The organism is Nocardiopsis sp. NPDC055824 (assembly GCF_053616335.1).
In genome coordinates this window covers 20,205-45,641 of the sequence record NZ_JBSHDN010000030.1, presented here as the reverse complement: position 1 = coordinate 45,641, position 25,437 = coordinate 20,205, and the positions used below count along the sequence as shown (strand labels likewise).

Below are 25,437 nucleotides of genomic sequence, written 5' to 3'. Positions count from 1 at the left end.
CGGTCTCTTTCCGAACCCGGTCGTTAAGTCTCCTTGCGCTGATGGTACTGCCCTGTGGTGGGGTGGGAGAGTAGGTCGCTGCCACGGTTTTTTGTAGGGGAGGGGGTTGCCTTGTGGGCGGCCCCCTCCTTTTTTGCGCGCATGCTTGTGCGTTTGTGAAAAGAGTGTTTCTGGAACCCGGTGTTTCCGGAACCCGCAGTCGTCGGAGAAGGGCGGGTCTCTGTGTTCTTCCCGTGTTCTTCTGTGTTTCTGGCCGGTAGGGGGACGGTGCTCGTTTCGGTCGGTGGGAGAATTCACGTATGACGAAGACGATCCCCGCGGACCTCCTGGCCGCCGCAGAGGAAGCCAAGGGCTTCATGCCCACCGACGAGGGCACGCTCCTCTTCGAGACGGCGGTCCGGTACTCCGCCGTCGGCCCCGTCGTGGAGATCGGCACGTACTGCGGCAAGTCCACGATCTTCCTCGGAGCGGCCGCACGTGCCACGGGCACGAAGGTCCTGACGGTGGACCACCACAGGGGCTCGGAGGAGCACCAGGAGGGCTGGGAGTACCACGACGCCTCGCTCGTGGACGCGCAGACCGGCAGGTTCGACACCCTTCCGCACTTCCGCCGCACGATGACCCGCGCCGGCCTGGACGACGAGGTCATCGCGGTCGTCGGCCGGTCCTCCGAGGTCGCCGCCGTGTGGGGGACCCCGCTCGGGATGGTCTTCATCGACGGCGGGCACAGCGAGGAGGCCGCGCAGAACGACTACGCCGGCTGGAGCCCCCACGTCGCCGTGGGCGGGGTCCTCGTCATCCACGACGTGTTCCCCGACCCCGCGGACGGCGGACGTCCGCCGCACAACATCTACCTCAGGGCGCTGGAGTCCGGAAGGTTCGAGGAGGTGCGCGCCCTCGGGTCGATGCGCGTCCTCGAACGCGTCGCCTGACCGCTCTCCCGTGCCCCGTACGGGGGTGTGCTCCGGGGACACCGCCCGCGCCGCGGAGGTGGCGTGGTTCCCGGAGTGCGCGGAACTGTCGCGGACATGAGAAAGTGAGGCATTCAACAACTGACCCGAAACACGCTTGGCGAGGGTAAGCCCTCGGTAAGAAGTGACAGCGCCGTAACGGATTCGACCTCGACCTGGTTACGGGCGGGTATCGTTGCGTGGAGGGCGGAGCGATGGTGGCGTTATTCCCCTCATTACCGCTTCAGTCCTGACTCGAACTGAACGATCAGGGGCACTCGCGCGTCAAACACAAGGACGGCACGGTGCCGGACGTGATTTGCCATGGGGGCGGGGAGCTGAGCGAGAGCACACACGGCGAAGGCGGGGCGGATGGACAGCGTCCCGAGAAGCACACGCCGGAAGTAAAAGACACCTCTGCCGAAGAGCTGTCCAGCAAGAACATTTCTGAGAGTGGCGCGCCCGCCGCACGGGGTGGCGCGCCCGAGTCCCCCGACGACGCCGACGAGGCGCAGGGCGGAACGGGCGAGCAGCCGGAGCCGGAGTTCATCAGCCCGATCACCTTCAAGACCAGCGGCACGTTCTTCCGGGAGCGGGTCGCGCAGACCCTCGCCGAGCAGGGTTACGACGATCCCGACCTGATGGAGGGGTCCTCGTCCGCCGGGACAGGCGAAGACGGCTCCGACCGGAGCCCGTCGTCCCCGGGCGAGGGTACCGCGCACGCGGTCGACGCCTCGGGCGAGGACGCGCCGGAGACGGATGACGCGGTCGACGCCGGGGAGGCCCCCACTTCCCGGGACGTTCGCACCGTGTCCTCCGAGGCCGCCCAGGAAGACGCGGAGGAGGGTCCCACCCCGAGGACCGAGGCCTTCCCCGTGCCGCAGGACGCGGCCGACGGCGCGACCGACAGTGCGGCCGGGGCCGACGGCGGGGAGTCCGCCGACGCCGTGGTCGTCGCCGGGGACCCCGGCCCCCGCGCTTCGTGGCCCGCGGACCGTGTGTCCGCCGCGGAGCCGGCGCCCCTGTACGGGGACGAGCTCCCGGCGCCCGGAGCCGTCGCTCCGGACAAGGCCGAGGCGGAGAGGATCGACGAGTCCTCCGCCGCCGAGACCGCCGCGCTCTGGCCCGCGCCGCGCCGCCTCTCGGACTACGTGACCGACGAGTCCGGTGCGGGTGAGGGGGACCAGGGCACGCGCGGGTCCTCCGCTTCGGCGGGCGTCGGCGCACTCGGCGCCGCGGGTGCCGCCGGAACCGCCGCCGGCGCCCCGGGCGAGACGCCCGGGGGACGGTCCGGCAGCCAGGAACCCACCGGGGCCTCGGCCGCGCACGGTTCGGGCGGCAAGGGCGGTTCCAACGGTCCCGGGGGCCCCAAGGGCCCCGCTGGGCCCGGCGGTACGGGACCTGGCGGCCCCAAGGGTCCGGGAGACCCGAAGGCGGCCAAGGCCAAGAAGGCCAAGAAGCCCCTGTGGTGGCGGATCCTCCGGGTCTTCCTCATCGTCACGGGCCTGTTCGTGGTCCTCGGCGCCGCCGTGTTCGCGTTCTTCTACACCACGGTGGAGGTGCCCGACGCGGCCAAGGCCGACGCGCTCGAACAGGGGTCGACCTTCTACTTCGCCGACGGCGAGACGGAGTTCGCGTACCGGGGCACCGACCGCGAACCCGTCACCTATGACGAGATGGTGGCCGGCGGCGACCACATCGTGGAGGCCGTCATCTCCGCCGAGGACCGCGGCTTCTGGGAGGAGCCCGGGGTCTCGATCCGGGGGACGACGCGGGCCGTGTGGTCCACCGTCACCGGGCAGCAGGTCCAGGGCGGCTCCACGATCACCCAGCAGATGGTCCGCAACTACTACGAGGGCGTGTCACTGGAGCAGACGGTCTCCCGGAAGATCCAGGAGATCATCATCTCCATCAAGGTCGACCAGAGCGAGTCCAAGGAGTGGGTGATGGAGCAGTACCTCAACACCATCTACTTCGGACGCAACGCGTACGGCATCCAGGCGGCGGCCCAGGCGTACTACCACAAGGACGTCGACGAGCTCACGCCCGAGGAGGCGGCGTTCCTGGCCGCGGCGATCCAGCAGCCGACGCCGTTCGGCGAGGCCGACGTGGAGACCACCCCCGAGATGGAGCAGCGCTGGCGCTACGTCGTCAACGGCCTGGTCACCACGGAGGCCATCACCCAGGCGGAGGCCGACGCGATGGAGTTCCCCGCCCCTGAGCCGGAGAAGCCCCTGGAGGGCACCGACCTCAGCGGGTACCGGGGGTACATGTACGAGGCCGTGATGCGGGAGATGGCCGAACTCGGCTACACCGAGGACCAGATCAACCGCCAGGGCTACTCCATCGTCACGACCTTCGACGAGGAGCTGATGGACGCCGCCTACGAGACGGTCGAGGCGTCGATCCCCCCGGAGGTCCTGCCCGAGGGCGTCAACGTCGGCCTGACCACGATCGACCCGGCCACGGGCGAGGTCCTGGCCTTCTACGGCGGCCACGACTACTACGAGAACCAGTACGACAGCGCGCTCCTGGGCGGGGCGCAGGCCGGATCGGCGTTCAAGCCCTACGTGCTGGCCACCGCGCTGGAGGAGGGGTACAGCCTCCGCAGCATCGTGAACGGCAGCGGCCCGCGCAGCATCGCCGGCTCCACGATCCAGAACGCCGGCAACGCGCCGGGCGGCCCCATGGACCTGGTCCAGGCCACCCGGGTCTCCAACAACCTCGGCTACATCGAGCTGACGATGGAGACCGGCTACGAGAACGTCCGGGACACCGCCTACGCGGCGGGGCTCCCCGACGGGAGCATCCTCGACAACCAGCTCGTGCCCACCATGGCCCTGGGCGTCTCCACGGTCCGCCCGGTCGACCAGGCCAGCGGGTACGCGACCTTCGCCAACGGTGGGGAGCACGTCGAGGCGCACGTGGTCAAGGAGATCATCGACACCGAGGGCGAGGATCTGCGCCCCGAGGTCGAGAGCTCCCGGGCGTTGGAGGAGTCCACCGCGGCCGACGTCACCCATGCGCTCCGGCAGGTGATCGAGGGGGGCACGGGTTCGTCCGCCAACTTCTACACACACCCGGCGGCGGGCAAGACCGGTACCACCGACAACAGCGTCGCGGCCTGGTTCGTCGGGTACACGTCGCAGCTGTCCACGGCCGTGGGCGTGTACAACCAGAACAACCAGAGCTTCAGCATCCCCGGGTACGACATCTCCGGTGGCGGTGTGGCCGCGCCCATCTGGCGCGACTACATGCGCAGGGCGATGGAGGGGCGCGAGGTGGTCCAGTTCCCGGAGCCGGCCTTCTCCGGATCCACGCAGTACTGGGCCCCGGACCCGTCCACCCAGGAGCCGGAGGCTCCTTCGCAGGGCGAGGAGCAGCCGGAGCAGCCCGCCGTCCCCGAGGTGCCGACGGACCCGGAGGAGCCGGGGATCCCGGAGCAGCCCGAGGTGCCGACGGACCCGGAGCAGCCGGGGATCCCGGAGCAGCCGGACCCGGGCGGAGGGGGCGAGGTCCCGCCGCCGGGCGGGGGCGAGGAGACGCGCCGGTCCGAGGAGTGGGGCGTCCCCTAGCGGAGCGGAGGCCCGGAACAGGCACAGCCCCGGCGGTATCCACCGCCGGGGCTGTCCCGTGCCGCCCTCCCCGTCCGTACGCGGACGCGGGCCGGGCGCGGTTCCGCTACCGGACCGCGGGCTCCTCGTCCCAGGTGTGCAGGAACACCCGGGACCCCGGCGTGGTCCCGGTGAGGGCGTCCACCGCCAGGATCACGGCGGCCGACGTCCACGTGCTGCGCTCCACGGGCCAGCGCACCTGCTCGGCGAACTGGTAGCCGGTCCAGTAGACCCCGTCGTCGGGGTCGCGCAGGTGCTGCACGTCCCGCATGACGCGGACGCCCCCCTCGACGTCACCCACGGCGGCCAGGGTGAGCACCAGCTCCGACGACTCGGCCGCGGTCACCCACGGCTGGTCGCTCACGCAGCGCACCCCCAGCCCCGGCATGACGAAGGTGTCCCAGCGCTCCCCGATGCGCTCCTTGGCGGCGGCGCCGCGGACGGCCCCGCCCAGGACGGGGTAGAACCAGTCCATGGAGAACCTGCTGCGGTCGGAGAACAGGTCCTCCCGCTCGTTGATCAGCGTCGCCAGCCGGTCGGCCGCGGCCGACCACTCGGGCCGGTCCCGGCCCAGCCGCGCGCCCAGGGCGACGCCGCACCGGAGGGCGTGGTGCACGCTCGCGCACACCGTCAGCAGGGCGTGGTCGCCCGGCGAACCGTCCTCCGAGCGCGCCCACAGGATCTCGCCGTGCTCGCCGCGCAGCCCGAGGACGAACTCCAGGCCGCTCTCGACCACGGGCCAGGTCCGTTCGGCGAACCCGGTGTCGCCGGTGACGAGCAGGTGGTGGAACAGGCCCACCGCGGGGTAGGCGGCGTGGTTGGCCTCGCGCAGTTCCGTGACCGGTACGCCCTGCCGGAACTTGGCGGGCCAGCCGCCCTCCGGGTGGCGGGTCCGCTCCAGCCACAGGTAGGCGCGTCTCGCGGCCTCACCGTGCTCGGGCACGCTCAGCCCGGTGACGGTCAGCGCCATGGCGCACTCCACGTGGTCCCACACGTCGGTGTGGCCCCCGGGGAACCAGGGGATCGCGCCGTCCTCCTCCTGGCTCCGCGCCAGGTAGTGGGCGGAGCGGTGCAGCTGCTCGGTGCTGAGCACGCCGGGCAGGCGCAGGGTCCCTTCCGGGGCGGGTGCGGTGGCGGGCGGGGTGGCCATCAGGCGGCGTGCGGCTTGCGCACGTACACGACCACGCTCTTGCCGATGACCGGGTTGAGGAGGCGTTCGGCGATCCGGGTCACCTTCGGGGCCTGGAGCATGTCCCACACCAGCATGTCGTGGTAGGCCTTGGCGAGGGGGTGGTCGTCGTTGTCCGTGCCCACCGCGCACTTGATCCACCAGTACGGTGCGTGCAGGGCGTGCGCGTGGTGGTGCGGGCCGATCTCGAACCCGGTGGCCTTGAGCTTGGCCTCCAGCTCGGCGCGCGTGTAGATGCGGATGTGCCCGCCCTCGTTGGTGTGGTACTGCTCCGAGAGGGCCCAGCAGAGGCGTTCGGGCAGGAAGCTCGGAACCGTCACCGCGGCGATCCCGCCCGGTCTCAGCACCCGGAACAGCTCCTTCATCCCGGCGGTGTCGTGCGGGATGTGCTCGAAGATCTCGGCAGCGACCACCCGGTCGAAGCTGTCGTCGTCGAAGGGCATGTCGAGGGCGTCGCCCTTGACGGTCTCGGCACTGGCCTCCTCGGGGGCCTCCCCCTCGTGGCGCATCGCCGCGAACATCGTCTCGACCTCGGCGAGGTCGCCGACGTTCTGGTCGAAGGCCACGACGTCGGCCCCGCGGCGGTAGGCCTCGAAGGCGTGCCGGCCGCCGCCGCAGCCCAGGTCGAGAACGCGGTCGCCCGGTCCGACGGGGAACAGGTTGAAGTCGACGGTGATCAGTGGAGGCTCCCTAGGTGGTGCGGACGCGGGTGGTGGTGCGCGCGGCCCGCCGGGTCAGGCGCCGTTCGCGCGGGCCCGCGCGGGCGCGGGACGGGTGTCGTCGGCGGGGCGGCCGCCCCTGACGAGGTCGATGGTGGAGGCGTACCTCCGCGCGGTCAGCTCGGCGACCGCACGCCAGGTGAAGCGCTCCTGGACGCGCTGCCAGGCGGCGGCGCCCATGCGCCCGCGCTCGGCGCCGTCGTCGAGCAGGGCGGCGATCGCGTCCGCCAGGACCTCCGGGTCTCCCGGGGGGACGAGCCGTCCGGCGTCGCCGTCGGTTCCCACGACCTCGGGCAGCGCCCCGGCGTGGCTGGCGACCAGGGGGGTGCCGCAGGCCATGGCCTCCACGGCGGGCAGGGAGAAGCCCTCGTAGAAGGACGGGACGACGGCGACCTGGGCGCTCGCGATCAGCTCGGCCAGCTCCGTGTCGTCGATGCCGCTGACGAACTCGACACGGTCGCGCAGGCTCAGCTCGTCCACCAGCCGGTCGGTGGGGCCGCCCGGCCGGGGACGGCTCACGACGGTCAGGGAGACGTCGCGTTCGGTGGCGAGCTTGGACACGGCGCGCAGGAGGACCGCCACGCCCTTGAGCGGGCTGTCGGCGCTGGCCGTGCACACGATGCGGCCGGGGACGCGCTCCAGCTCGGGGCGCGGGTGGAAGTAGCGGGTGTCCACGCCGAGGGGGGTGACCTCCATGGCCGCGGGGTCGACCCCGAACTCCCTGGCGATGTCCTCCGCCGAGGACCGGGAGGGGACGAGGATGGGGTCGAGTCTGCGGGCGACCCGGGCCTGCATCCCCACGAACCCGTACCAGCGGCGCTTGGAGAGCTTCTGGAGGCCCTTGGCCTCCTCCAGTTCGATCCTGCGGTCCACGCTGATGGGGTGGTGGATGGTGGTGACCAGGGGGAGGCCGGCGGACTTGATGCCGAGCAGGCCCCAGCCCAGTGTCTGGTTGTCGTGGACGACGTCGAACTCGTCCAGCCGCCGGCGCAGTTCGCGGTTGGCGCGCAGGGAGTACGTGAGGGGTTCGGGGAATCCGGCGGTCCACATGGTGGCGACCTCCAGGACGTCGATCCAGTCGCGCCATTCGCGCACGGGCGGGGCGACGAACGGGTTGGCGTCGTTGTAGAGGTCCAGGGAGGGGATCTTCTCCAGGGTGACGCCCTCGTCCAGGACCGGGTAGGGCTGGCCGGAGAAGACGGTGACCTCGTGGCCCAGGGCGGCCAGCTCCCGTGACAGGTGGCGGACGTACACGCCCTGTCCTCCCACGTGCTGCTTGCTGCGGTAGGACAGCAGGGCGACGCGGAGGGGGCGCTCGGCGGACGGCCGTGGGCCCGGTCCCGTGTTGTTGCCCGGCTGGGTCAAGAGTCCACCTCTTCGTTGGGTCGCTGGCCCGCTCGCCGCTGCGTGCCGCCGGTGTGTGGGCGGGGTGGTCGCCGTCGCGGACGCGCGTGTTCGCCGGTGACGGGCATGAGCGCCCCATATGTTACTCGGCAGTTGGGTCGGCGGCGGCGTCGGGCCGGTTGGTAAGGGATCCTATGCCGGGCGCCGTGCCGGGGCGACGGCGACCCAGCGTGGCAGGCCGTCCTTCTCGGAACGGTGTGCGAGACCGCGCGCTTCGAGGAGCCGCAGGTGGGCGGCGGTCTCGGCGGCGGCCATGTGGCGTGCCTGGACGCGCATGCCGGTCCAGGGCCGCTTCCACGCGAGGCGGGAGGTGACCTCCCACAGCGTGGCGGGACCCTCGGAGAGGAGCGCGGCCATCTCGTCCAGGCGCTGCTCGTGGTGGGCGGTGATCTCCTCCGAGCGGGCGGTGAGTCCGGTGAAGCGGCTCTCGTGTGAGGGAAGGCACACCAGCCGGTCGGCGTCGGGGAGCCTTCCCATGCGCGCCTGGGAGTCGAGGAAGGCGCCGAGGGGGTCGCCCGTGTCGGACAGGAGCGGGAACCGGCCCACGTGCGGGGTGATGCGGGGCAGGACGTGGTCCCCCGTGAACAGCCTGCCGCCGTCGGCCAGGTGCAGGCACAGGTGTCCGGGGGTGTGGCCGGGGGTCCACACCGCGCGCAGGTCGCGGCCGGGGAGGTCGACGGCGGCGCCGTCCTCCAGGGCGAGGTCGGGCACGGCGGAGGGCGTGAACGGCCGCGGTCCGTCCAGGAGGGTCCGGACGTCCTCGTCGGGGAAGCCCGAGCGGCGCAGCTGGTCGGCGATCGAGGCGCGGCGGGTCTCCGCGGGGACGGAGCCCAGGTGTTCGGTCACGGCGATGTCGGCCGGGTGCATGGCGATCCAGGCGTCGGAGGCCTCGCGAAGGCGGCCGGCCAGGCCGGAGTGGTCGGGGTGGAAGTGGGTGAGGACCGCTCCCCGGACCTCCTCCACCGCGTGCCCGGTCCGCCCGAGGCCCTGGACGAGCGCCTCCCACGACTCGTCGTGGTCCCAGCCGGTGTCGACGAGGACGGGGCCGGCCGGGCCGGTCAGGACGTAGACGTAGGTGAAGCCGAGGGGGTTGCCGGGGATGGGCACCGGAAGGCTCCACACCCCGTCCCCGAGGTCCTCGACGGGGGGCACGTCAGGCATGGGGGCGACCTCTCACTAGAAACCGAATCCGGTTCGATTCTAGGATGTGGTCGTTCCGGGGCCGCGGCCGGAGGGGGCCGGGTGGGGCATAGGGGGCGGGGGCCAAGCGAGCCCCCTAAATAGAACATATTCTATAAAGCTTGGACGGGATATCCGAAAAGCCTGGCGTCCTCTTCGTATTGCTACTGCTACGTCGTGCGATGAGGTGTGGATCATGGGCGTGAAGAACTGCGCGGGAGGGAAACCGTTGGATAACGTGTTCTCGTGCGGTCGGGGTTCACAGGAGCCTCGGCCGAGTCCTGGCCCTCAGCGCCGTGGCGAGCGGGCAGCGCGCGGACTGACGACGAATGGGAGAGATCCTGTGGCGGTGCAGGCGCCGAGCGGAACCATGTCGCGAAGTCAGACCCAGCGCCGAAAGCGCATCGTGCAGACGGCGGCCGCGCTCGCCGTGCGCGGTGGCGTCGAGGCCATGCAGATGCGGTCGGTCGCCGAGCGGGCCGGGGTCGCCCTCGGCACCCTGTACAGGTACTTCCCCTCCAAGATGGACCTCGTGGTCGCCGTGGTCACCGAGGAGCTCGACCTGTTGGAGGGCGGGATCGTCCGCCGGCCGCCCACGGCCGACTCCCCGGCCGAGCGCGCCGTCGACGTCCTGCTGCGCGCCACCCGCGGGCTGATGCGCGAGCCCGAGCTCGCCGACGCGCTCATCCGGTCGCTCATCATGGCCGAGGTCAAGATCGAGCTGGACGTGCGCATCTCCGACCTGGTGTGGCGGGTGGCCACCGGCAACCTGGAGGGCGCCGGAACCGCCCCGCCGGGGGAGGACCCCGCCGCCGGGGTCGACCGGACCGGCGCCGGGTACGTCCTGGTCGGCTCGCTCACCAGCGTGTGGATCTTCGAGCTGGTCGAGGTCCTCAAGGGGCGGCGCGACGTCGACGAGGTCGAGCGGCGGCTGCGGACCGCGGCCGAGCACCTCCTCGTCGCCTTCTGACACCCGCGTAGACGTCCGGCCGCGACGGCCGCGCGGGAGGTCGGGGCGCCCCGGCGTCAGCCACCGCCGAAGAGCAGCCCCAGCAGCCCGTCGAACAGACCACCGCCACCGCCCCCGTCGTCGGACCCGTCCTCCTCGGACGGGTCGCCGGGGGCGTCGTCGTCCCCGGAGCCGTCCCTGTCCGAGCCGTCGGGGTCGTCGTCCGGTCCGCCGTCGGCGGGCGGGCTCTGCTCCCCGGCCGACGGCGCGGGCGCGGCGCCCCCGTCCGGTGTGCCCTCCCCGGAGGCCTCCTCCCCGGGAGCGTCGTCCCCGGGCTTCCCCGGGACCTCGGGGGAGGCCGGAGCGGTCGGCTCGGAGTCCGGGCCGGTGGGGCCGGCCTCGGGTTTGGCGTCGGAGGCGGTCGAGGCGGTCTCCACGTCCGAGGCGCCGGGACCGCGTTCGGCCTCGGCGGGGGCCGTGCCGATCATCGTGGAGGGGCCGCCCACGGCACTCGCCCACGCCCACAGGGAGACCGCCACCGCGACCGTGGCCAGGCCGGAGACGGCGGGCAGCGACCAGCGGCGGTGGTCGGCCCGGCGGCGCCGCGCCCCCTCGTCGTCCTGTTCCGGGCGCGGACCGGGGAGCGGGGTCGCCCCCTCCTCGTGCGCCGGGTGGTCCGCGGTGGTCAGGCGGTCTCCGGGCAGGGCCCGGGGGAGGGGTTCGGGGCCGGGCTCGAAGGCCTCCGGGACCTCTTCGGGCTCTCCCGGCACGCGGGACCGGTGCAGGGGGTAGCCCTCGCCGGTGAGCGGGTGCATCTGGGCGGCGATCCGGTCGCGGACGCCGGAGGACCCGGGGTCGAGGCAGGTGAGGAGCACCCGCTCGCGGAGGCCGGGCGGCGGACCGGGCGGGCGCAGCAGCGCGAGGGCGGAGGAGACCTCGTGGACCTGGGCGCGCCACGCCGCGGAGCCGGGGGAGCCGATCCCCCCGGGGGCATCGGGCAGGGCCTCCCCGGCCCGGGCCCCCTCGGGAGGGGCCTCCCCCCGGTCGGCGAGGGCGGATCCGCCGGTCGCCTCCGCCAGGCACTCGGCCGCGCGGCGGATCGCGGAGCGGGTCAGCTCACCGCAGATCGCGGGGTCCAGGCCCAGGACGCGGGCGGTCGCCGAGGTGGGCAGCGCGTGCCGCAGGTGCAGTTCGACCAGTTCGCGGTGGCTGGCGGGCAGCCCGGCGAACATGCGGGCGACCGGGGCCTCGGCGGGCACCGTGGCCAGGCCGGTGTAGGGGCTGACGTGGGCCAGGCCGCGCCGCTGGCAGGCGGAGCGGACCAGGGCGTACAGCCAGGGGCCCCGGTCGGCGGGGTCGGAGCGGCGCGCGTCGAGGACGACGCCCGCCACCAGCCCGTCGTGCACGGCATCGGAGACCTGCTCCGGATCGTCTCCCAGGAGCGCCCAGGCGTACCTGTACAGGGGTGGGGCGAAGGCGTCGTAGAGCGCCTCGATCGCCGTCCGTGTTGGTTCGCCTGTTTCGCCATCTCTGGTCACGATTCTCCCCCGCTCAACCGTGACGGTAGCGAGGGGAGGGGAGCGGCGTGGAGATAAAGAGACAGCTGTGTCCCGAAGGTAAGAGTTCTGTTACCCGAATTTCCGTGGCCGGCCGGGAGCGGCCGCAGGGGCGGCCCGGACCCGGCCGGCCGGAGAGGGGCGGGGCCGGTGCTACTCGCCGCCCCGGGAGGGCGAGCCGATCGCGACCATGCGCTCGACGGAGCGCCGTGCGCGCTCGGCCGTGTCTGCGTCGACCGTGATCTCCGTGGTGCCGTGGCGGAGGGAGCCGAGCAGCTTGTCGGCGTCGATCATCTTCATGTAGTGGCACTCGGCGCGGGAGTTGACCGCCTCGAACTCGGTGGTCGGGTTGACCCCGCGCAGCTGGTGCAGCATGCCGGTCTCGGTCGCGATCAGCACCTTCTTGGCGGTGGTGTTCTCGGCCGCGGTCAGCATGCCGCCGGTGGAGAGGACCTTCACGCGCTCCTGGGGGACGGCGCCGCTGCCCACGAGGTAGAGGGCGGAGGTGGCGCAGCCGCACTCGGGGTGGACGTACACCTCGGCGTCGGGTTCGGCGGCGACCCGCTCGCGCAGGGTGTGGCCGTCGATCCCCGCGTGCACGTGGCACTCGCCCATCCAGATGTGGATGTTCTCGCGACCGGTGACCCTTTTGACGTGGGCGCCGAGGAACTGGTCCGGGAGGAACAGGATCTCGCGGTCCTCCGGGATGGACCGGATGACGTCGGCGGCGTTGGAGGACGTGCAGCAGATGTCCGTCTCGGCCTTGACCGCCGCGGTGGTGTTGACGTACGCGACGACGACCGCGTCGGGGTGCTCGGCCTTCCAGGCGCGCACGTCCGCGGCGGTGACGGTGTCGGCGAGCGAGCATCCCGCGGCGGGGTCCGGGAGGAGGACGGTCTTCTCCGGGGCGAGGATCTTCGCGGTCTCGGCCATGAAGTGCACGCCGCAGAAGACGATGGTCCCGGCGTCCACGGTGGCGGCCAGGCGGGACAGCGCGAGGGAGTCACCGGTGTAGTGCGCCACGTCCTGGATTTCCGGGCGCTGGTAGTTGTGCGCGAGGATGACAGCGTCGCGCTCCTCTGCCAGGCGGCGGACCTCGGTGGCCCATTCCTGCCTGGTCATGGTGTCCGCCGTGGCGGTGACCGGTGCCATGTCCAACTACTTCCTTGGGGCTGTGGGCACGTCGTACGGACTCCGTGCCGTGAGAGGTCGATGCGGATGAACAGGTTTTCGTCTGTCAGGCACAAACCTGGTGCAGCTTAACATGACGAGGAACGGAAGGGACAGGGTGGACAACCCGGAAGCAAACGGACAGGTCAGGGCCTCCGTCTGCGGCGAGGCGGACCACGCGGTGCTGTCGGCGCACGAGGCGCTCGCCGTCGTCCTCCAGATCCGCTCGGGAGAACTGTGCGTCCTCCTGTGGCGCAGGGCCCTCCCCCCGTGCGAGGGGGAGTGGGCCCTTCCCGGCGGGCGGCTCGGGGCGGGTGAGAGCCTCGGCGCCTCCATCCGGCGCCAGCTCGCCCAGAAGGTGGACGTGCGCGACCTCTCCCACCTGGAGCAGCTGGAGACGCGCAGCGACCCCGGCCGCCACCCCCAGCGCCGCACCCTGGCCACGGCCTACCTCGGGCTCGTGCCCGCGAACATCGACCCGGTCGTGCCGGCCGACACCGGCTGGCACCCCGCCGCGCTCCTGCCCCCGATGGCGTTCGACCACGCGTCCATCGTCCGCTCCGGCCACCACCGGCTGCGCGCCAAGCTCAGCTACACCAATGTCGGGTTCGCGCTCGCCCCGCCCGAGTTCACGATGTCGGAGCTGTCGGGCTACTACCGGGCGGCCCTCGGGCACGACGTGGCGGCCACCAACCTGCGCCGGGTCCTGCTGCGGCGCGGGCAGATCGAGGAGACCGGCCGCTCCGTGCCCTCCGGACGCTCGGGCGGGCGCCCCGCGGCCCTCTTCCGCTTCCGCACACGGGGATTGGAGATCACCGACGCGTTCGCCGTGCTGCGACCGCCCGGCTGACCGGGGTCCCGAGGACGGTCACCGGCTCCGTCCGCCCCCGGAACGGTACAGGGGTGCTTGTAGACTCCCTGACCGTGACAATTCGTACCGTGGTGTTCGACGTCGGAGAGACGCTCGTCGACGAGACGCGCATCTTCGCGCGCTGGGCCGACCGCTTCGGCATCCCGCACATGGCGTTCTTCGGCACCATCGGCGGTGTCATCGCCTCGGGCGGGACCCTCACCGAGGGCTTCCGGCTCCTCGTGCCCGGGTTCGACCTGGCGCGGGAGAGCGCCCGGTGGCGGGCGGAGGACCCCGGCGGCGAGCGCGAGCACTTCGGCGTGCGCGACCTCTACCCCGACGTGCGCCCGGCCTTCGCGACCATGCGCGACGCCGGGCTCTCCCTGGTCGTCGCGGGCAACCAGCCGCCCGAGGCCGGTCCCGCCCTGGCCGCCATGGACCTGGGCGTGGACGGCATCGGCATCTCCGACGACTGGGGCGTCGCCAAGCCCGCCCCCGAGTTCTTCGACCGGGTCGTGGAGCTCGCCGGCCGGAGCCGCCCCGGGATCACGCCCGGCGAGATCCTCTACGTCGGGGACCGCGTCGACAACGACGTCGTCCCCGCGCTCAAGGCCGGAATGCGCGCGGTCCTGCTCCGCCGCGGCATCTACGGCTACCGCCACTCGGCCATGGACGACGCGGCCCGGGCCGACGCCGTCCTGGACGACCTGTACCAGCTCGCCGCGTGGATCGCCGCTCAGGACTGAGCCGCCACCACCGCGGAACCGGCCCACGGGCCGGGCCCACGAACGGGCCCGGCCCGTTCGCGTGTCCGGACCCGGAAGGCCCCGCCGGCGCCCCCGGGCCCGGCCGCGTCCGGGACGGCGACGCCCTGCCCCGCCGCCGACGCCACCCGCCGCGGACACGAGGTCCCGGTCGGGTCACGGCCGAGACCATACCGTTTGATCCACCTGCACACGGGTAACGTGCGGACGGCCTGCTCACCGCCGTCTCACCACCACCCCGGTCCCCGAACGGAGACAGCCCGGCCGATGATCACATTCGAGGGCGCTGCCAAGCTCTACCCCGACGGCACGGTCGCCGTCGACGACCTGGACCTCACCGTGGAGACCGGACAGACCACGGTCTTCGTCGGTCCCTCCGGAAGCGGCAAGACCACGTCGCTGCGGATGATCAACCGGATGGTCGAGCCCACCGGGGGCGCCGTCCTCATCGACGGCGACGACATCCGCGGCCGCGACCCCGCCGAACTGCGCAGATCCATCGGCTACGTCATCCAGCAGGCCGGGCTCTTCCCGCACCGCACCGTCCGCGACAACATCGCGACCGTGCCGCTGCTGCTCGGCTGGAACAGGTCCCGGGCCCGGGCCCGGGCCGACGAGCTCATGGAGCTGGTCGGACTCGAACCCTCCCAGGCCGGGCGCTACCCGCACCAGCTCTCGGGGGGCCAGCAGCAGCGCGTCGGCGTGGCCCGCGCGCTGGCCGCGGACCCGCCCATCCTCCTGATGGACGAGCCCTTCAGCGCCGTCGACCCCGTCGTGCGCGCCAGCCTCCAGGACGAGCTGCTGCGGCTCCAGGCCGACCTGCACAAGACGATCGTGTTCGTCACCCACGACATCGACGAGGCGGTCCGCCTGGGCGACCGCATCGCCGTCTTCCGGCCCGGCGGCCGGCTCGCCCAGTACGACACCCCCGAGAACCTGCTGGCCGCCCCCCGCGACGCGTTCGTGGAGTCCTTCGTCGGCTACGACCGGGGCGTGCGGCGGCTGTCGTTCTTCCCCGCACGCGACCTGTCGCTGCGCGAGGACGTCGTGTTCGGCGACGGCACCCCGGTGACCGAGGCGGCCGCCGTCGCACGCGGCAAGGGCGAGCCCTGGGTGCTGGTCGTCGACGGCGACCGCATGCCGCTGGGGTGGGCCGCGGCGGACCGGCTCGACCGCGCCCCCGCCGGGGCCGCCCTCGGCTCGCTCGACCTCGCACCCTACGGCCACACGTTCGACGTCGGCGCGGACTCCCTGCGCGCCGCCCTCGACGCCGCCGTGCTCTCCCCGGCCGGCCGCGCCGTCGGCGTGGACTCCGAGGGGCGCGTGGCCGGCGTGGTCACCCAGGACGACCTGGGCACCGCACTGTGGTCGGTGGCCGAGTGATGGGCGGGGCCTGGGAGTGGGCGGTCGGCGTCCTCGACTGGGGCGTGGCGAACTGGAGCTACCCGGGTGAGCCGGACCGGGGGATCCTGCCCCGCCTGACCGAGCACATGCGGCTGGCCTACCTGTCCATCCTCATCGGACTCGCGGTGGCCGTGCCGCTGGGCCTGGCGTGCGTGCGCTGGAAGGCGCTGTACCCGCCGGTGCTGACCGGCGTCAACGTGCTCTACGCGGTGCCGTCCATCGCCCTGTTCTTCCTGATGCTGCCCTACACCGGGTTCAGCGACTGGACGGCCGTCGTGCCGCTCGCCCTGTACACGCTGGTGATCCTGCTGCCCAACGTGGTGGACGGGCTCCGCCAGGTGCCGGAGCACGTGCGCCAGGCCGCCGTGGCGATGGGCTTCAGTCCGCTGCGTCGCCTGGTGTTCGTGGAGATGCCGGTGGCGGTGCCGGTGGTCATCGCCGGCCTCCGGGTGGCCTCGGTCGCCACCATCAGCATGGTCAGCGTCGCCTCCCTGGTGGGTCTGGGAGGGCTGGGCCAGCTGATCCTCAGCGAGGGGTTCCGCCGCCAGTTCGACGCGCCCATCGTGGTCGGCGTCCTGCTCACCGTCCTGCTGGCCTTCGTCACCGACGCCCTGCTCGTGCTCGCCCAGCGCGGGCTCACTCCCTGGGCCCGCCGGGACGACAGGAGGAGCGGCCGGGGACGCAGGGCGGTCGCCCGCGCGTCCGCCGGGGCCGCCGCGCGTGCCGGGTCGGGAACCCCGGCCGGGGAACGCACCACGCCGGGGGAGAGGCAGCCATGGACATCCTGAACGAGCTGGTCGCGTGGTTCGCCGATCCGGCGCAGTGGACCGGGAGCGCGGGCATCCCCGCGCGCATGGCCGAGCACGTCTACTTCTGCCTGCTCGGCCTGCTGATCTCCGCCGTCATCGCCGTCCCCCTGGGACTGCTCACCGGGCACACCGGCGTGGGCGGGTTCCTCACCGCGAGCCTCGCCAACTTCGCCCGCGCCCTGCCGACCATCGGCGTCCTGTTCCTCATCGTCCTGGCGGCCGGGATCGGGCTCGTCCCCGTGGTCTGCGCGCTGGTGGCGCTGGCCGTCCCGCCGATCCTGGTCAACACCCACGAGGGCGTGCGCGGGGTGGAGCCCCGCCTGCGCGACGCGGCGTTCGGCATGGGGATGCGCGGCCGCGAGGTGCTGTTCAAGCTCGAACTGCCCGTGGCCGCCCCGCTCATCCTCATCGGGATGCGCACCGCGGCGGTCCAGGTGGTCGCCACCGCGACCATCGCCGCGTACGTGGGCGTGGGCGGGCTCGGACGCTACATCGTCGACGGCCAGGCCCGCCAGGACCTGACGATGATGCTGGGGGGTTCCGTGCTGGTGGTGCTGCTCGCGGTGCTCACCACACTCCTGTTCGCCGGGTTGCGGCTGCTGCTCGTCGCACCCGGGCTGCGCGCCGAGGCCGCGTCGGCGCGCTAGGCGGTCTCGGGCGCCGCATGCTGACGCAGTACTGAGAGAAGAGAAGGTTCGGACATGGACAAGAGGCTCGCCCTCGTCGGGCTCCCACTCGCAGCGGTGCTCATGACCGCCTGCGGCGGCAGCGACCCCTACGCGGAGGACGGGGAGGGAGGAGGCGGCGCCGAATCCGGCTCCGTCGTCATCGGCTCCGCCGACTTCCCCGAGAGCACCCTGCTCGCCGAGATCTACGGCCGGGCCATGGAGGCCGAGGGGGTGGACGTCACCTACCAGCTCAACATCGGCAGCCGCGAGGTGTACTACTCCCAGATCGAGTCCGGGAACCTGTCGGTGTTCCCGGAGTACAACGGCGCCACCCTGGCCTACCTCGACGACGAGGCGCCCAGCGGGAACAGCGAGGAGACCAACGCGCTCATCACCGAGGCGCTCCCCGAGGGCCTGGAGATCCTGGACTCCTCCAGCGCGGAGAACAAGGACTCGGTGACGGTCACCGCCGAGACCGCCGAGGAGCACGACCTGAGCACCCTCGCCGACCTGGCCGGCGTCGCCGGCGAGCTGACCCTCGGGGGGCCGCCGGAGTTCGAGACCCGCCAGCAGGGCGTGGTGGGCCTGGCCGACGTCTACGGCATCGAGTTCGGCGAGTTCCGCTCCCTGGAGGTGGCCCTGCTGACCCAGGCCCTCCTGGACGGCGACATCCAGGCCGCGAACCTGTTCACCACCGACCCGCAGATCGCGGTGGAGGACCTCGTGGTCCTGGAGGACCCCGAGAACCTGTTCGGCGCCCAGAACATCACCCCGCTGATCAACGGCGAGCAGGTCGACGAGACCGCCAGAGGCGCCCTGAACGCGGTCTCGGCGGCACTCACCACGGAGGCCCTGACCTCGCTCAACGAGCGCGTCGTCGTCCAGAACGAGAACGCCGCCGACGTCGCCCAGGAGTGGCTGGAGGAGGAGGGGCTCGCCTAGCTGTACCGACCACAGAGGTCGGATACGGTCCGGCAGCGATGTGACGGCAGGTGAGGGCCTCCGACATAGGCGTGGATCGTCGAGATCAACACCGGAAGGTCAGGAGGCCCTCCGCGGCCCACACCGCCCACGCCGACGCCACCCTCGCACCCGCCGTGCCTCCGGCCGGTCCGCGGGCGTGACGGCGGACCCCCGGGCGTGACGGAGGGCGTCGGGACCGGTGCGAGGGCGCGCCGGGCCCGGCGCCCTCCCGCCTTCCCGGAGAGGGACGGTGCGCGCGCGGGCACGGGCCCCGCCGCGCGGGCGGCGCCGGCCCTCCGGGACGGCGCGCGGTCAGTCCGGCGCCGGGCCGGTCGAGTCGCGGACCACCAGGTGCGCCGGGAGGACCACCTGCCGCGGGGCCTCCCCGGCGGCGGCCCGCGAGACCCGGTTCAGCAGCAGCTCCACACCCGCGCGCCCGGCCTCCTCGTGGGGGCCCGCGAGCGTGGTCAGCGCCGGCACGCAGAAGTCCGCGCCGAAGATGTCGTCGTACCCCACGACGCTGCGGTCCCGAGGCACGCGGATCCCGCGCTCCGCCAGGCGGCGCAGCATGCCGATCGCCAGCAGGTCGTTGTGGGCGACGAACGCCGTCGCCCCCGACACCAGCGCGGCGTCCGCCGCCGCGGCGCCGCCCGCCACGCGGGGCGAGAAGGGGCCCAGGCGTGTCGCCGCCATGCCGCACCGCCCCGCCGCCGCGCTCAGCCCCCTCCACCGCTCCTTCGCCTGCCACGACTGCTCGGGCCCGCTGAGGTACACCACCGACCGGTGCCCGAGGGAGGCCAGGTGGTCGATGATCTGCCGGCTGCCGCCGCCGTTGTCGACGATCGCGCTGGGCAGCCCCTCGACCTGGCGGTTGACCAGGGCCATGTTGTGCTCCCGGGCCAGTTCGACGGTGGTCGCGTCGCTCATCCGGCTGGAGGCGAGGACGAAGCCGTCCACCGAGCGGTCCAGCCGCAGGATCTGCTCGCGCTCGTTGTCCGCGGACTCCTGGGTGTAGCCCAGGATGAAGGTGATCCCCGAGGCGCTGGCCCGGGCCTCGGCGCCCCGTATCGTGCCGAAGAAGTGCGGGTTGGCGATGTCGGGGACCAGGAGCGCGATCGTGGCCGTGCGGCCGGACTGGAGGGCGCTCGCCAGCGGGTTGGGCCGGTAGCCCAGGCGCTCGGCGACGTTGAGGACGTGTTCGCGGGTGACCGCGTTGACCCGCCGCGGGTCGCTGAAGGCGCGGGACACCGTGGACGCGGCCACGCCCGCCTCCCGTGCCACGTCGTAGACCGTGCTTCTCCTGACCGGGCTCATGGGGACTTTCTACGCCGGACGGCAACTTTTGGCAATCGCTTGCCATGCGCGACGACCGAAACCTAGAGTTCACAACCACGACGTACGGCCTCCAGGAGCACGTCTCTGAACAGGGCGTATGCAACCCCCCGTTTGTCGAGTGGAGCCCGGGATGACCAATCCCCCCAGTACGTCCGGAGACGGGCCCTCGGGCTCGCGCCCGGCACCCGTCCGATGGCTGGAGACCGCGGAACTCGTCCTCGGCGCGCTGCTCCTGGCCATGCTCCTCGTCCTGATGCTCATCCAGGCCGGCCAGCGCTACGTCCCCGGTGAGAGCTGGGTCTGGGTGGGGGAGCTCGCCCGGTTCGGCCTGGTCTGGCTCGCCTTCTCCCTCGTCGGACACCTCGTCGGCCGCGACGAGCACATCACCCTCAAGCTCGTCGACTTCGTCGCCCGGGGCCGGGCGATGCGCGCCGTGTGGATCTTCGCCAACCTCGTCGTCGCGGCGACGTGCGGCCTGCTCGTCGCGGCCGCGGCCGACCTCGTGTTCGCGGGCGGACCGCAGACCACGCCGGTGATGGGCATCCCGATGGCCTGGACCTACGTGATCCCGATGGCCGGGCTCGCCGTGGCCGTGCTGCGCGCCCTGGCCAACGCGATCCTCGTCCCGGGGCCGCCCGCGCCCGGCACCCCTCCCCCCGCACCGACCGACCACGAGGAGCCCACCCGATGAGCGCCGGCCTCGTCCTCCTGGGAACCGTCGTCCTGCTGGCCCTGCGCGTACCGATCGCCTTCGCCATCCTCGGGCCGTCCCTGGCGTACATGCTCCTGACCGACCAGTCCACCGGCCTGAGCCTGCGCACCGCGACGCAGGAGATCAACAGCTTCCCGCTGCTGGCCATCCCCCTGTTCATCCTGGTGGGCGTCGCCGCCAACCACACCGGTATCGCGGACCGCATCTTCGGCTTCGCGCAGGTCCTGCTGGGACGCCTCCGGGGAAGCCTGGGCTACGTCAACATCGGTGTCAGCGTCGGCTTCTCGTGGGTGAGCGGCACCGCCCTGGCCGACGTCGCGGGCATGGGCAAGATGCTCGTCCCGGCGATGACCGACCGCGGCTACCCCAAGCGCTTCGCCCTGGGGCTCACCGCCGCCTCCAGCCTGATCAGCCCGATCATGCCGCCCAGCATCCCCGCGATCGTCTACGCCTCCGTCGCCGCGGTCTCCACCGCCGCACTGTTCGCCGCGGCGGTGGTCCCGGCGTTCCTCGTGGCCGCCGGACTCGCCCTCGCCGTCCACCTGTGGGCGCGCAAGCAGCCGCACCTGGCCGGCGAACGGGCGACCGCCGGCGAGGTCCGCACCGCGGTCGTACGCGTCCTCGGCCCGCTGGGCGCGCCCCTCATCCTGCTCGGCGGCATCCTGAGCGGGCTCTTCACCCCCACCGAGGCCGCGGCGGTCGGCGCCGCCTACGTGCTCGCGCTCGGCCTCCTCTACCGCCGGCTGGACCCGCGCACCCTGTGGCGGATCCTCGTGGAGACCGCGACGACCACCGCGTCGATCGCGATCGTCCTGGCCGCGTCCGGCCTGCTCGGCTGGATCCTGGCCCGCGAACGCGTGCCGCAGGACATCGCATCGTTCCTGCTGGGGCTCACCGACAGCCCGATCGTGTTCCTGCTGCTGGTGAACCTCGTGCTCATCCTCCTCGGCACGGTCCTGGAGCCCATCGCCGCACTGATGATCACCGTGCCCGTCCTGCTGCCCATCGCGGCGCAGTTCGGGGTCGACCCCGTCCACTTCGGGATCATCGTCATCGTCAACCTCATGATCGGGCTGCTCACGCCGCCGATCGGAGGCGTCCTCTTCGTGCTCGGCTCGGCCACCCGCAGCCCCATGCACGAGGTGTTCCGCGGCACGGCGCCCTTCCTCGTGCCCCTGCTGCTCATCCTGGCCCTGCTCACCTTCGTGCCGGACCTCGTGCTCTTCCTGCCCCGGTACCTCGGCCTCTGAGCCGCGCCTCCCCGGGGCGCGCCCCTGCGCGGCCCCGCACCCCGGGGAGCGGGGCCGGCCCCGACACACCGCCACCACCACCGCCGCCGTACGGCGGCACGACCCCCCAGGGAGCACCGCATGCGCACCCCCCACCGCTGGACCGCCCTGGTCCCCGTCGCCGTCCTCGCCCTCGCCCTCGCGGGCTGCGGCGCCGACGAGGCCGCCGACGGCGAGATCACCCTCTCCTTCGCCAACAGCTACACCGCGGACCACCCCCACACCCGTTGCGGTCTCGACCTGGTCGCCGAGCGCGTCGCGGACGCCGGCGTCGGAGTGACGGTCGAGACCTTCCCCAACAGCCAGCTCGGCAACAACACCGAGACCTTCACCTCGGTGATGTCGGGCGACATCGACATGGACGTCCAGGGCTCCGCCGCGCTCGGCTCGGCGTACGAGCCGATCGGGGTGCTCGACGCGGCCTACGCGTTCGACGACGTCGACCAGATGTTCGGCTACTTCGACTCCGAGGAGTCCGAGCAGCTGAAGGCGGACTTCGAGGCCGCGACCGGCGTCAGGATCCTCGACGTCTGGTACTTCGGCGACCGGCACTTCACCGCGAACCGGCCCATCCGCACCCCCGGCGACCTCAGCGGCCTGCGCATGCGGTTCCCCGACTCCCCGATCTACCTGGCCAACGCCGAGGCGATGGGCGCCACCCCCACCACCGTCGCCTTCGAGGAGGTCTACCTCGCCCTCCAGCAGGGGACCGCCGACGGCCAGGAGAACCCGATCCCCACGATCTCCGCCGACAGCTTCGACGAGGTCCAGAGCCACATCAGCCTCACGAGCCACCAGATCGGATCGCAGCTCATCGTGGTCTCCGGCCAGAGCTGGGAACTCATGGACGAACGCCAGCAGGAGGCGCTCCAGGAGGCGGTCAGCACGGTCCGGGAGGAGAACCGCGCCTGCATCGAGGAGTCGGAGGCCGAGATCCTCGACCGGTGGGCCGCCGACGGAGCCATGGAGGTCGTGGACGACGTCGACGTGGACGCGTTCCGCACCAGGTCCAGGGACTACTTCGCGGAGCACCTCGACGAGGGGCAGCGGGCCCTGTACGAGTCCTTGCACTCCGGGTCGTAGACGGCCGCGGACCGGACGGAACACGGAAGGACAGGGGAGACGGACATGCGGCGTTCCATCGCCACGGTGTCGTTGAGCGGCACGCTGGAGGAGAAGCTCCGGGCCGCGGCCGAGGCCGGTTTCGACGGCGTCGAGATCTTCGAGAACGACCTCATAGCGTCGCCGCTCAGGCCCCGGCGGATACGGGCGCTCGCCGCCTCGCTCGGCCTGGGCATCGACCTCTACCAGCCCATGCGCGACATCGAGGGGGTGGACGACGACCGGTTCCGGCGCAACCTGCGCCGTGCCCGGGACAAGTTCGCCCTCATGGTCGAACTCGGCGCGGACACGGTGCTCGTGTGCTCCAACGCCACGGCGGCGGCCCTGGACGACGACGCCCGGGCCGCGGCCCAGCTGCGCCTGCTCGCCGAGACGGCGTCGGAGTACGGGGTGCGCGTGGCCTACGAGGCACTGGCCTGGGGAACCCGGGTCGACGACCACGAACACGCCTGGCGCCTCGTCCGGGAGGCGGACCACCCGTCCCTCGGCGTCTGCCTGGACAGCTTCCACATCCTCTCCCGTGACGGCGACCCGTCCGGGATCCGCGACATCCCGGGGGAGAAGATCTTCTTCCTCCAGCTCGCGGACGCGCCGCGCATGGCCATGGACGTGCTGCAGTGGAGCCGCCACTACCGCTGCTTCCCCGGCCAGGGAGGGTTCGACCTCACCGCCTTCACCGGCCACGTCCTGGCCGCGGGCTACACGGGCCCGCTGTCCCTGGAGGTCTTCAACGACGTGTTCAGGGCCTCGGACGCGCGGCGCACGGCCGCGGACGCCCTGCGGTCCCTGTCGCTGCTGGAGGACGGGCTGAGCCGGTCCGCGGGGGAGGAACCCGCCGCGGCGGAGGGGGAGGGCGCGCGCGGGGCCGTGCGGCTGCGCCGGCTGCCCGAACCGGTCCGCCCGTCCGGGTTCGCTTTCGTGGAGGTGGCGGCCGAGCCGTCGTCGGCGGAGCGCGTGCGCGTGCTGCTCGGCGCGCTCGGCTTCGCCCACACCCGGGACCACCGCTCCAAACCGGTGCAGCTGTGGAGCAACGGCGACGCGCGCGTCCTGCTCAACTCCAGCGACCCCCGGCTCGGGCACACCTGGAGCGGCGCCGCCTCCGTGACCGCCCTGGGCGTCTCCGTCCCCGACCCCGCCAACGCGATGCGCCGCGCGGAGCGGCTCCTGGCGCCTCCCCTGCCGCGCCGCCGCGACCCGGCGGAGTCCGCGCTCAGCGCGGTCGCCGCGCCCGACGGGACCGCGGTCTTCTTCTGCGCGGACGATCCGGACGACGGCGAGCCGTGGCTGGAGGACTTCTCGGCCCCGCCCGTCGACGGCTACCGGGAGGGGGGCGGGGCACGGCTGACCGGCATCGACCACGTCGGGCTCCTCCAGCCCTTCGACCACTTCGACGAGGCGTCCCTGTTCTACCGCTCGCTGCTCGGCCTGCGCCCGGACACGAGCGTCGAGATGGCCGCCCCCGACGGACTCGTGCGCAGCCGGGCCCTCACCGACCCGGCGTCCGCCCTGCGCGTCGCCCTGCACGTGTCCGTCCTGGGCGGCGAGCACGCGGACACGGGCGGAGGCGCCCAGCACGTCGCGCTGGGCTGCGACGACGTCTTCGCCGTCGCGCGCTCCCTGCGCGAGGCGGGGGTCGCGCCCCTGGCCATCCCGGACAACTACTACGACGACCTCGCCTGCCGGACCGAGCTGCGCCCCGACACCAGGGAGCGCATGCGCGAGGGCGGCATCCTCCACGACCGGTCGGAGGAGGGCGAGTTCCTGCACTTCTACACGCCGACCGTGGACGGGCGGCTGTTCTTCGAGGTGGTCCAGCGCGTCGGCGGCTACCAGGGGTACGGGGCCGCCAACGGCACCGTGCGCATGGCCGCGCAGCGGGCGGAGCGCTCCCGGTGAGCGGCGCGTACGGCGCCCCGGGGCGGTCCTTCCTCGCGGGGCTCATCGGCGCGGGGATCGGCCCGTCGCTCACACCCCCCATGCACGAGAGGGAGGCCGCGAGGCTGGGACGCCGCCTCGTCTACCGGACGATCGACATCGACCGGCTCGGCATGGAGCCGGGGTCGGTCGGCTACCTGGTGGAGGCGGCGTCCAGGCTCGGCTTCGACGGGCTGAACATCACCCACCCGTGCAAGCGGCTCGTGCTGCCGGCCCTCGACGGGCTCTCCCCGGAGGCGGAGGCCCTGGGGGCCGTCAACACCGTCGTGTTCGGGGCCGGGGGAGCGGTGGGGCACAACACCGACTGGTCCGGGTTCGCGCGGTCGCTCCGGCAGGAGCTGCCGGACGCGCCCGGGGACCGGGTCGTGGTGCTGGGGGCGGGCGGCGCGGGGGCGGCCGTGGCCTACGCCCTGCTGGTGTCCGGTGTGCGGGAGCTGGCCGTGGTCGACGTCGACGGGACGAGCGCCGTGGCCCTCGCCGCCCGTCTGGCGGAGCGGTTCCCCGGGGCGGTCTGCCGTCCCGCGGGGACGGACGGGCTCGGAGCCGCCCTGGCCGGGGCCGACGGCCTGGTGCACGCGACGCCCACGGGCATGGCGCACCACCCCGGGATCCCCCTGGACCCCGGTCTGCTGCGCCCGTCCCTGTGGGTCGCCGACGTCGTCTACCGGCCCGTCCGCACCGAGCTGCTGCGCGCGGCGCAGGCGCGCGGCTGCCGGACCCTGGGCGGCGGAGGCATGGCCGTCTTCCAGGCCAGTGACGCGTTCGGCCTGATCACGGGGCTGGAACCCTCGCCGGAGCACCTGCACGCCCACTTCCGGGAGCTCATCGCCGGAGAGTGAGCGCCGTGCCGGGACCG

The 25,437-nt window shown here is 72.9% G+C and carries 21 protein-coding genes and 1 rRNA gene; 15 read left to right on the top strand and 7 right to left on the bottom strand.

All coding sequences use genetic code 11. The features are described 5' to 3' along the window. From rrf to ACWGL3_RS09605, 3 genes are all read left to right on the top strand, one after another. Nucleotides 1–87: ribosomal RNA gene (gene rrf / locus ACWGL3_RS09615) — 5S ribosomal RNA — on the top strand; the annotation flags it as partial. Nucleotides 88–299: 212 nt separating this feature from the next. Then, entirely contained in the window at nucleotides 300–932 is a 633-nt protein-coding gene (locus ACWGL3_RS09610) for a class I SAM-dependent methyltransferase (RefSeq protein ID WP_452461147.1), read from the top strand. A 323-nt stretch (nucleotides 933–1,255) separates the two neighbouring features. Next, nucleotides 1,256–4,525 (top strand): transglycosylase domain-containing protein, encoded by a 3,270-nt coding sequence (locus ACWGL3_RS09605; protein WP_452461146.1) that lies wholly within the window; start codon nucleotides 1,256–1,258, stop codon nucleotides 4,523–4,525. A 106-nt stretch (nucleotides 4,526–4,631) separates the two neighbouring features. Here ACWGL3_RS09605 and ACWGL3_RS09600 read toward each other — a convergent pair whose 3' ends face one another. The 4 genes from ACWGL3_RS09600 to ACWGL3_RS09585 form a co-directional block, all read right to left on the bottom strand. Then, nucleotides 4,632–5,714: a prenyltransferase gene (locus ACWGL3_RS09600; protein ID WP_267946290.1), complete on the bottom strand. Its 1,083-nt coding sequence runs from the start codon at nucleotides 5,712–5,714 to the stop codon at nucleotides 4,632–4,634. Beyond that, complete coding sequence (locus tag ACWGL3_RS09595) at nucleotides 5,714–6,433, bottom strand: class I SAM-dependent methyltransferase (RefSeq protein WP_267950491.1); 720 nt, start codon at nucleotides 6,431–6,433, stop codon at nucleotides 5,714–5,716. Before ACWGL3_RS09595 ends, ACWGL3_RS09600 begins: the two co-directional genes overlap by 1 nt. Nucleotides 6,434–6,487: 54 nt before the next feature. Beyond that, on the bottom strand, nucleotides 6,488–7,837 hold the full coding sequence (locus ACWGL3_RS09590) for a glycosyltransferase family 4 protein (protein WP_267946289.1): 1,350 nt from the start codon (nucleotides 7,835–7,837) through the stop codon (nucleotides 6,488–6,490). Between the two features lie 171 nt (nucleotides 7,838–8,008). Continuing rightward, nucleotides 8,009–9,037, bottom strand: coding sequence for an MBL fold metallo-hydrolase (locus tag ACWGL3_RS09585; protein ID WP_267946288.1), 1,029 nt, complete (start codon nucleotides 9,035–9,037; stop codon nucleotides 8,009–8,011). Nucleotides 9,038–9,398: 361 nt separating this feature from the next. Between ACWGL3_RS09585 and ACWGL3_RS09580 the strand changes: the two genes are divergently transcribed. Beyond that, a complete protein-coding gene (locus ACWGL3_RS09580; RefSeq protein WP_267946287.1) occupies nucleotides 9,399–10,025 on the top strand; it encodes a TetR family transcriptional regulator in 627 nt (208 codons plus the stop codon). A 56-nt stretch (nucleotides 10,026–10,081) separates the two neighbouring features. On the opposite strand, the gene ACWGL3_RS09575 is transcribed toward ACWGL3_RS09580, so the two are convergent. Both ACWGL3_RS09575 and nadA read right to left on the bottom strand, forming a co-directional pair. Beyond that, nucleotides 10,082–11,542, bottom strand: coding sequence for a sigma-70 family RNA polymerase sigma factor (locus ACWGL3_RS09575; protein WP_452461145.1), 1,461 nt, complete (start codon nucleotides 11,540–11,542; stop codon nucleotides 10,082–10,084). A 171-nt stretch (nucleotides 11,543–11,713) separates the two neighbouring features. Beyond that, nucleotides 11,714–12,712 (bottom strand): quinolinate synthase NadA, encoded by a 999-nt coding sequence (gene nadA / locus ACWGL3_RS09570; protein WP_267946285.1) that lies wholly within the window; start codon nucleotides 12,710–12,712, stop codon nucleotides 11,714–11,716. Between the two features lie 136 nt (nucleotides 12,713–12,848). Here nadA and ACWGL3_RS09565 point away from each other — a divergent pair, with 136 nt between their 5' ends. The 6 genes from ACWGL3_RS09565 (at nucleotide 12,849) to ACWGL3_RS09540 (ending at nucleotide 18,167) form a co-directional block, all read left to right on the top strand. Then, nucleotides 12,849–13,580: an NUDIX hydrolase gene (locus ACWGL3_RS09565; RefSeq protein WP_431061535.1), complete on the top strand. Its 732-nt coding sequence runs from the start codon at nucleotides 12,849–12,851 to the stop codon at nucleotides 13,578–13,580. A 74-nt stretch (nucleotides 13,581–13,654) separates the two neighbouring features. Next, nucleotides 13,655–14,326, top strand: coding sequence for an HAD family hydrolase (locus tag ACWGL3_RS09560; RefSeq protein WP_267946283.1), 672 nt, complete (start codon nucleotides 13,655–13,657; stop codon nucleotides 14,324–14,326). Nucleotides 14,327–14,611: 285 nt separating this feature from the next. After that, the gene (locus ACWGL3_RS09555; RefSeq protein ID WP_267946282.1) at nucleotides 14,612–15,727 is read left to right on the top strand and encodes an ABC transporter ATP-binding protein; all 1,116 of its coding nucleotides are present in this window, start codon (nucleotides 14,612–14,614) and stop codon (nucleotides 15,725–15,727) included. Next, nucleotides 15,727–16,536 carry an ABC transporter permease gene (locus tag ACWGL3_RS09550; protein ID WP_267946281.1) on the top strand — a complete coding sequence of 270 codons (810 nt, stop codon included), beginning with the start codon at nucleotides 15,727–15,729 and terminating at the stop codon, nucleotides 16,534–16,536. Before ACWGL3_RS09555 ends, ACWGL3_RS09550 begins: the two co-directional genes overlap by 1 nt. Beyond that, nucleotides 16,524–17,204 (top strand): ABC transporter permease, encoded by a 681-nt coding sequence (locus ACWGL3_RS09545; RefSeq protein ID WP_267946280.1) that lies wholly within the window; start codon nucleotides 16,524–16,526, stop codon nucleotides 17,202–17,204. The genes ACWGL3_RS09550 and ACWGL3_RS09545 overlap by 13 nt, the downstream gene beginning before the upstream one ends. 54 nt (nucleotides 17,205–17,258) lie before the next feature. Continuing rightward, the gene (locus ACWGL3_RS09540) at nucleotides 17,259–18,167 is read left to right on the top strand and encodes an ABC transporter substrate-binding protein (protein ID WP_267946279.1); all 909 of its coding nucleotides are present in this window, start codon (nucleotides 17,259–17,261) and stop codon (nucleotides 18,165–18,167) included. A gap of 333 nt (nucleotides 18,168–18,500) precedes the next feature. Here ACWGL3_RS09540 and ACWGL3_RS09535 read toward each other — a convergent pair whose 3' ends face one another. Then, nucleotides 18,501–19,502 (bottom strand): LacI family DNA-binding transcriptional regulator, encoded by a 1,002-nt coding sequence (locus ACWGL3_RS09535; protein ID WP_267946278.1) that lies wholly within the window; start codon nucleotides 19,500–19,502, stop codon nucleotides 18,501–18,503. A gap of 151 nt (nucleotides 19,503–19,653) precedes the next feature. Here ACWGL3_RS09535 and ACWGL3_RS09530 point away from each other — a divergent pair, with 151 nt between their 5' ends. The 5 genes from ACWGL3_RS09530 (at nucleotide 19,654) to ACWGL3_RS09510 (ending at nucleotide 25,420) form a co-directional block, all read left to right on the top strand. After that, nucleotides 19,654–20,214, top strand: coding sequence for a TRAP transporter small permease (locus tag ACWGL3_RS09530; protein WP_267946277.1), 561 nt, complete (start codon nucleotides 19,654–19,656; stop codon nucleotides 20,212–20,214). Then, complete coding sequence (locus tag ACWGL3_RS09525; protein ID WP_267946276.1) at nucleotides 20,211–21,485, top strand: TRAP transporter large permease; 1,275 nt, start codon at nucleotides 20,211–20,213, stop codon at nucleotides 21,483–21,485. The genes ACWGL3_RS09530 and ACWGL3_RS09525 overlap by 4 nt, the downstream gene beginning before the upstream one ends. A gap of 120 nt (nucleotides 21,486–21,605) precedes the next feature. Further along, complete coding sequence (locus tag ACWGL3_RS09520; RefSeq protein ID WP_452461144.1) at nucleotides 21,606–22,607, top strand: DctP family TRAP transporter solute-binding subunit; 1,002 nt, start codon at nucleotides 21,606–21,608, stop codon at nucleotides 22,605–22,607. 45 nt (nucleotides 22,608–22,652) lie between these two features. Next, nucleotides 22,653–24,542, top strand: a complete 1,890-nt coding sequence (locus tag ACWGL3_RS09515) for a bifunctional sugar phosphate isomerase/epimerase/4-hydroxyphenylpyruvate dioxygenase family protein (RefSeq protein ID WP_452461143.1) — start codon at nucleotides 22,653–22,655, stop codon at nucleotides 24,540–24,542. Beyond that, nucleotides 24,539–25,420 carry a shikimate dehydrogenase gene (locus ACWGL3_RS09510; RefSeq protein ID WP_267946273.1) on the top strand — a complete coding sequence of 294 codons (882 nt, stop codon included), beginning with the start codon at nucleotides 24,539–24,541 and terminating at the stop codon, nucleotides 25,418–25,420. The genes ACWGL3_RS09515 and ACWGL3_RS09510 overlap by 4 nt, the downstream gene beginning before the upstream one ends. The last annotated feature ends 17 nt before the right edge of the window (nucleotides 25,421–25,437 follow it).

What these genes read in the sequence shown, in the direction of transcription:
- ACWGL3_RS09610 (WP_452461147.1), top strand. Translation starts at nt 300, where the DNA reads ATGACGAAGACGATCCCCGCGGACCTCCTGGCCGCCGCAGAGGAAGCC.
- ACWGL3_RS09600 (WP_267946290.1), bottom strand. Translation starts at nt 5,714, where the DNA reads ATGGCCACCCCGCCCGCCACCGCACCCGCCCCGGAAGGGACCCTGCGC.
- ACWGL3_RS09585 (WP_267946288.1), bottom strand. Translation starts at nt 9,037, where the DNA reads ATGCCTGACGTGCCCCCCGTCGAGGACCTCGGGGACGGGGTGTGGAGC.
- nadA (WP_267946285.1), bottom strand. Translation starts at nt 12,712, where the DNA reads ATGGCACCGGTCACCGCCACGGCGGACACCATGACCAGGCAGGAATGG.
- ACWGL3_RS09555 (WP_267946282.1), top strand. Translation starts at nt 14,612, where the DNA reads ATGATCACATTCGAGGGCGCTGCCAAGCTCTACCCCGACGGCACGGTC.
- ACWGL3_RS09550 (WP_267946281.1), top strand. Translation starts at nt 15,727, where the DNA reads ATGGGCGGGGCCTGGGAGTGGGCGGTCGGCGTCCTCGACTGGGGCGTG.
- ACWGL3_RS09545 (WP_267946280.1), top strand. Translation starts at nt 16,524, where the DNA reads ATGGACATCCTGAACGAGCTGGTCGCGTGGTTCGCCGATCCGGCGCAG.
- ACWGL3_RS09540 (WP_267946279.1), top strand. Translation starts at nt 17,259, where the DNA reads ATGGACAAGAGGCTCGCCCTCGTCGGGCTCCCACTCGCAGCGGTGCTC.
- ACWGL3_RS09535 (WP_267946278.1), bottom strand. Translation starts at nt 19,502, where the DNA reads ATGAGCCCGGTCAGGAGAAGCACGGTCTACGACGTGGCACGGGAGGCG.
- ACWGL3_RS09530 (WP_267946277.1), top strand. Translation starts at nt 19,654, where the DNA reads ATGACCAATCCCCCCAGTACGTCCGGAGACGGGCCCTCGGGCTCGCGC.
- ACWGL3_RS09525 (WP_267946276.1), top strand. Translation starts at nt 20,211, where the DNA reads ATGAGCGCCGGCCTCGTCCTCCTGGGAACCGTCGTCCTGCTGGCCCTG.
- ACWGL3_RS09520 (WP_452461144.1), top strand. Translation starts at nt 21,606, where the DNA reads ATGCGCACCCCCCACCGCTGGACCGCCCTGGTCCCCGTCGCCGTCCTC.
- ACWGL3_RS09515 (WP_452461143.1), top strand. Translation starts at nt 22,653, where the DNA reads ATGCGGCGTTCCATCGCCACGGTGTCGTTGAGCGGCACGCTGGAGGAG.